This is a genomic window from Mycobacterium sp., assembly GCF_050701675.1.
Lineage (GTDB): Bacteria > Actinomycetota > Actinomycetes > Mycobacteriales > Mycobacteriaceae > Mycobacterium.
Genome location: NZ_JBOGDD010000188.1, coordinates 1 through 4,353, shown reverse-complemented (window position 1 = coordinate 4,353; position 4,353 = coordinate 1). Strand labels below are relative to the sequence as shown.

At 68.6% G+C, this 4,353-nt stretch carries 5 protein-coding genes; 4 read left to right on the top strand and 1 reads right to left on the bottom strand.

Annotated features, from left to right (window positions below; translation table 11 throughout):
- Positions 1 to 296: 296 nt before the first annotated feature.
- The gene (locus tag ACRDUX_RS05480; protein ID WP_526411770.1) at positions 297 to 602 is read left to right on the top strand and encodes a WhiB family transcriptional regulator; all 306 of its coding nucleotides are present in this window, start codon (positions 297 to 299) and stop codon (positions 600 to 602) included.
- Between the two features lie 10 nt (positions 603 to 612).
- On the opposite strand, the gene ACRDUX_RS05475 is transcribed toward ACRDUX_RS05480, so the two are convergent.
- Positions 613 to 933 (bottom strand): nuclear transport factor 2 family protein, encoded by a 321-nt coding sequence (locus tag ACRDUX_RS05475; protein ID WP_526411769.1) that lies wholly within the window; start codon positions 931 to 933, stop codon positions 613 to 615.
- A gap of 123 nt (positions 934 to 1,056) precedes the next feature.
- Between ACRDUX_RS05475 and ACRDUX_RS05470 the strand changes: the two genes are divergently transcribed.
- The 3 genes from ACRDUX_RS05470 (at position 1,057) to ACRDUX_RS05460 (ending at position 4,177) form a co-directional block, all read left to right on the top strand.
- Positions 1,057 to 1,875 (top strand): MerR family transcriptional regulator, encoded by an 819-nt coding sequence (locus ACRDUX_RS05470; protein WP_526411767.1) that lies wholly within the window; start codon positions 1,057 to 1,059, stop codon positions 1,873 to 1,875.
- A 100-nt stretch (positions 1,876 to 1,975) separates the two neighbouring features.
- Complete coding sequence (hutH, locus tag ACRDUX_RS05465; RefSeq protein ID WP_526411765.1) at positions 1,976 to 3,511, top strand: histidine ammonia-lyase; 1,536 nt, start codon at positions 1,976 to 1,978, stop codon at positions 3,509 to 3,511.
- Between the two features lie 186 nt (positions 3,512 to 3,697).
- Positions 3,698 to 4,177 carry an SRPBCC family protein gene (locus ACRDUX_RS05460; protein ID WP_526411763.1) on the top strand — a complete coding sequence of 160 codons (480 nt, stop codon included), beginning with the start codon at positions 3,698 to 3,700 and terminating at the stop codon, positions 4,175 to 4,177.
- The last annotated feature ends 176 nt before the right edge of the window (positions 4,178 to 4,353 follow it).

Sequence of the window (4,353 nt, the reverse complement as noted above, 5' to 3'; positions counted from 1 at the left end):
ATGGTCGCCCACCAGTCGACGCCGATCCGGCCGACGGCGTCCTGCCACGAGGGCGATGGCGTGGACGTCTCGGCGGTCTCCGCGGGTTCGGAATTCGACCCGGGGGCGGGTTGGCTCACGGCAGTCCCCTTCTCACAGGTGGTTGACAGTGATGCTCGCTTGCGGGTCCAGGGTCGACAAGACATCGAATCGCGGTGATCCGGACCGGGCCTCGCCCCGCGGGCGCCGAGCGAACATGGAAGGGCTATCCGGCCCAAGAGCCGCACACTGGCGAATCCCGACATCGGAGGAGCACGATGGCCACGCGGAGCAGCAAGACGCCGACGGCCGCGGTTTCCCACCTGCCGCGGCCGGTTCTCGAGGAGTGGACCTGGCAGCAGCGCGGGCGCTGCCTGAATCTGCCGTCGGAGGTCTTCTTCCCGGAGGACGCGACGCGCACGTGCCGTCGTGCCCAGGAGGAGCGGGCGAAGCGCATCTGCCGAGGCTGCCCCGTCATCACCGAATGCCGCGAGCACGCAGTCAGAACGCCTGAGACCTACGGCATCTGGGGTGCGACGACACCGCGCGAACGAGCCGGCTGGAGCACTGCCAACCGCGCCTAGCGCTCCCGTCTCAGGCCCTGATGGCGAGCGTCCGGATGTGCCCGGCGTCGGTGAACGTGAATCCGAACGCGAGAGTGACTGGGCTGCCTGGGAATTCGCCGGCGATCTCGGCGCGTGCGATGTGCTCGTCGCCGACGGACTGCACGTCGCGGACGGTGTAGGTGACCGGCGGCACCGTCGCGCGCCAGGCCCGGATCGCCTCGATGCCGTGGTGGGTGACTCCTTCGTCCTCCGCGATGGCGTCGGGGGCGAACTGCGCGAAGTAGGGCTCGGTGTCGACCCGTGGCGCCAGTTCGAAGTAACGGGCGACGAGTTCGGTCGTGGTGGGCATGATTCCTCTTCGGGTCGTAGCGGTCGTCGGTCTGCCACCACGATGGCCACTCCCCCCAGGGGAGAGTCAAGGACGGTCGCCCCGGTGGACCCTCCCCCTTGGGAGACTGCAGACTCTGAAGCCATGCACGGACGCTTGAGCATCGGAGACTTCTCCCGGATGACGCATCTGTCCGTCAAGACGCTGCGCCGCTACCACGAATCGGGCCTACTGGAGCCCGCTGAGGTCGATCCCCACAGCGGCTACCGCTACTACGAGGCCGGCCAGATCCCCGTCGCGCAGACGATCCGCCGGTTCCGCGACCTCGGCATGCCGGTGCGCGAGATCGCCGACCTGCTCGGAACCGGCGACCCCGACGCGCGTGGGCAGCTCATCAGCCGCCACCTCGAACGTCTCGAAACACAGCTGGCGCACACCCGCAACGCGGTGGCCGCGCTGCACCGCCTGCTCGATCCGGTCGCGACCATCGACGTCCAGAGGCGGACCAACCCAGCGACCGTCGCCGCCGCCATCAGCGACATCGTGAGCCTGCCCGACGTGCTGACCTGGTACGGCGAGGCCATGGACGAGTTGCGCACCGCGCTGGGCGAGGCCGGTCGGGTTCCGACCGGACCACCGGGGGGCCTCTACGACAACGAGCTGTTCACCGACGAGCGTGGACGTCTGGTGGTGTACGTACCCGTGGCCGACCCGCCCCGATCCGGACGGGTCGAGCCATTCGTCATCCCGCCGGCCGACGTGGCGGTCACCGTCCACCGCGGCGCTCACACCGACATCGACGTGACCTACGGCGCCCTTGGCATGTGGGTGGACCAGCATGCGCTCGCCATCGCGGGCCCAGTCCACGAGACCTACCTCGTCGGGCCGCACGACACTGCCGACGAGGGCGCGTGGCGCACCGAGATCGGCTGGCCCGTCGCACCCGACTCCGGTCTGCGCTAGGGCGATCGACCGTGTTTACCCGTCATCCGGCGCCACCGACACCGGTCCTGCCAGACTGAGCCATGGCCTGCAACGAACCGTCGAAGGGTAACCACCACACATGACCGTGACCGTCGACATCGGACCGGTCAGTTTCGACGACGTCGTCGCGGTCGCCCGCCGTGACGCACAGGTGCTGATCTCGGAGAACGCGGCGGCCGCCATCGACGCCAGCCGCGACACGATCGAGGCGCTCGCCAACGAACCGACTCCGGTATATGGCGTCTCGACGGGCTTCGGTGCGCTGGCCACCAGAGGAATCCCGAAGGAACGACGGACCCAGTTGCAGCGCAGCCTGATTCGTTCACACGCCGCGGGTGCGGGTCCCGAGGTCGAGCGTGAGGTGGTGCGCGCGATGATGCTGCTGCGGCTGTCGACGCTGGCCAGCGGACGCACCGGGGTTCGGCGCGGCACTGCGCAGGCCTACGCGGACCTGATCTCGGCCGGGCTGACGCCACTGGTCCACGAGTACGGCAGCCTCGGGTGTTCCGGTGATCTCGCCCCCTTGGCGCACGTGGCCCTTGCGTTGATGGGCGAGGGATGGGTGCGGACGCGAACCGGGGACGTGGTGCGGTCCGCCGACGCTCTCGCGGCTCACGGGCTGACGCCGGTCACGCTGGCCGAGAAGGAGGGCTTGGCGCTCATCAACGGGACCGACGGCATGCTCGGCCAGTTGGTCCTCGCGCTGACCGACCTGGACCATCTGCTGCGGCTCGCCGACGTCGCGGCCGCCATGAGCGTCGAAGGCCAGCTCGGCACCGACCGCGTCTTCGCCGATGACCTGCAGCAGTTGCGCCCACACCCCGGGCAGGCCGTTGCCGCGGCGAACATGACCCGCCTGCTCGCCAACTCCGCCATCGTCGCCAGCCACCGCACCCCCGACTGCACGCGGGTCCAGGACGCCTACTCGCTGCGCTGCTCACCGCAGGTCGCCGGCGCAGCCCGCGACACCGCCGCCCACGCCCGCATGGTCGCCGAACGCGAATTGGCAAGCGTCATCGACAATCCCGTCGTCACCCTCGACGGGCGCGTCGAGTCCAACGGCAACTTCCACGGAGCCCCGGTCGCCTACGTACTCGACTTCCTGGCGATCGTCGTCGCCGACGTGGCGAGCATCAGCGAACGGCGCACCGACCGGTTCCTCGACGTCAACCGCAGCCATGGTCTCAACCCGTTCCTGGCCGACGACCCAGGCGTCGACAGTGGCCACATGATCGCGCAGTACACGCAGGCAGGCATCGTCTCCGAGCTCAAGCGCCTGGCCAACCCCGCGAGCACGGACTCCATCCCCTCATCGGCGATGCAGGAGGACCACGTCTCCATGGGATGGTCGGCGGCGCGAAAGTTGCGCCGCGCCGTCGACGGGCTGACCACGGTGCTGGCGATCGAGGTGCTCACCGCCGCGCGCGGCATCGACATGCGCCGCCCGTTGACGCCATCCCCTGGCACGGGCGCGGTGATCGCGGCGCTCCGCGAACACGTGGAAGGGCCGGGACCGGACCGCTTCCTGGCCCCCGAGATCGCCGCCGCCGTCAGACTCGCGCAATCCGGTGAGCTCGTTCGCGCCGCCGAAGGCGCCGTCGGACCCCTGCCCTGACGGTCCCGCTGCAAATTGATGTGGTAGGAGTCCGTCCGTTCTCGCCGCGAACTCAATGCCGAAAGTACGCTTGTTGTACGCGTTTCGAGAGAAGGGTCGCGAACAAGCGTGCACTCGGCAACCAACCTTTCACCTGATCAAAACGCAACGGACCCCTAACCCGTCGGATGTCCGAGGAGGACCACCATGACCGCTGACCCCGTTGTCACCGTCGACGCCGGACCGGATCGGGTGAGCCGCTCGGTGCAGGTGAACGCGGCCGCGGCCGAGCTGTTCGCCATCGTCGCCGACCCACGTCGCCATCGTGAACTCGACGGCTCGGGCACCGTCGGTGACAACGCCCACGGACCGTCGAAACTCGTTGCCGGAGCACGGTTCGGCACCAAGATGAAGATGTTCGGAGTGCCCTACCGCATCACCAGCGTCGTCACCGCCCTGAAACCGGACGAGCTCATCGAGTGGCGCCATCCGGTGGGCCACCACTGGCGCTGGGAATTCCTTGCGCTGACACCCACCACCACCAAGGTCACCGAGACCTTCGACTACTCCGACTCGGGGCCGGTCAAGGCCTGGCTGAAGTATTACCAGCGCACGGGTTTCGTGAAGAGCAATGCACGGGGCATCGAGGCGACGCTGACACGGCTGCGCGACCGCTACGCCGGATAAGTCTCACCGCCGCCGCGGTTCGGCGGGATGGGCACGACTAAAGCGCAGCGTCGTCCTGAGTCGTCCGACGGCCGGTGCCGGCCGGTTTCGTCGACGTCCGATCTGTCGCTGCGAAGACTTCTTCCTGACGCAAGGGTAGACACCAGATTACGCCGGCGCTACGCAGAGCCCTTCAT

What these genes read in the sequence shown, in the direction of transcription:
- ACRDUX_RS05470 (WP_526411767.1), top strand. Translation starts at nt 1,057, where the DNA reads ATGCACGGACGCTTGAGCATCGGAGACTTCTCCCGGATGACGCATCTG.
- ACRDUX_RS05480 (WP_526411770.1), top strand. Translation starts at nt 297, where the DNA reads ATGGCCACGCGGAGCAGCAAGACGCCGACGGCCGCGGTTTCCCACCTG.
- ACRDUX_RS05475 (WP_526411769.1), bottom strand. Translation starts at nt 933, where the DNA reads ATGCCCACCACGACCGAACTCGTCGCCCGTTACTTCGAACTGGCGCCA.
- hutH (WP_526411765.1), top strand. Translation starts at nt 1,976, where the DNA reads ATGACCGTGACCGTCGACATCGGACCGGTCAGTTTCGACGACGTCGTC.
- ACRDUX_RS05460 (WP_526411763.1), top strand. Translation starts at nt 3,698, where the DNA reads ATGACCGCTGACCCCGTTGTCACCGTCGACGCCGGACCGGATCGGGTG.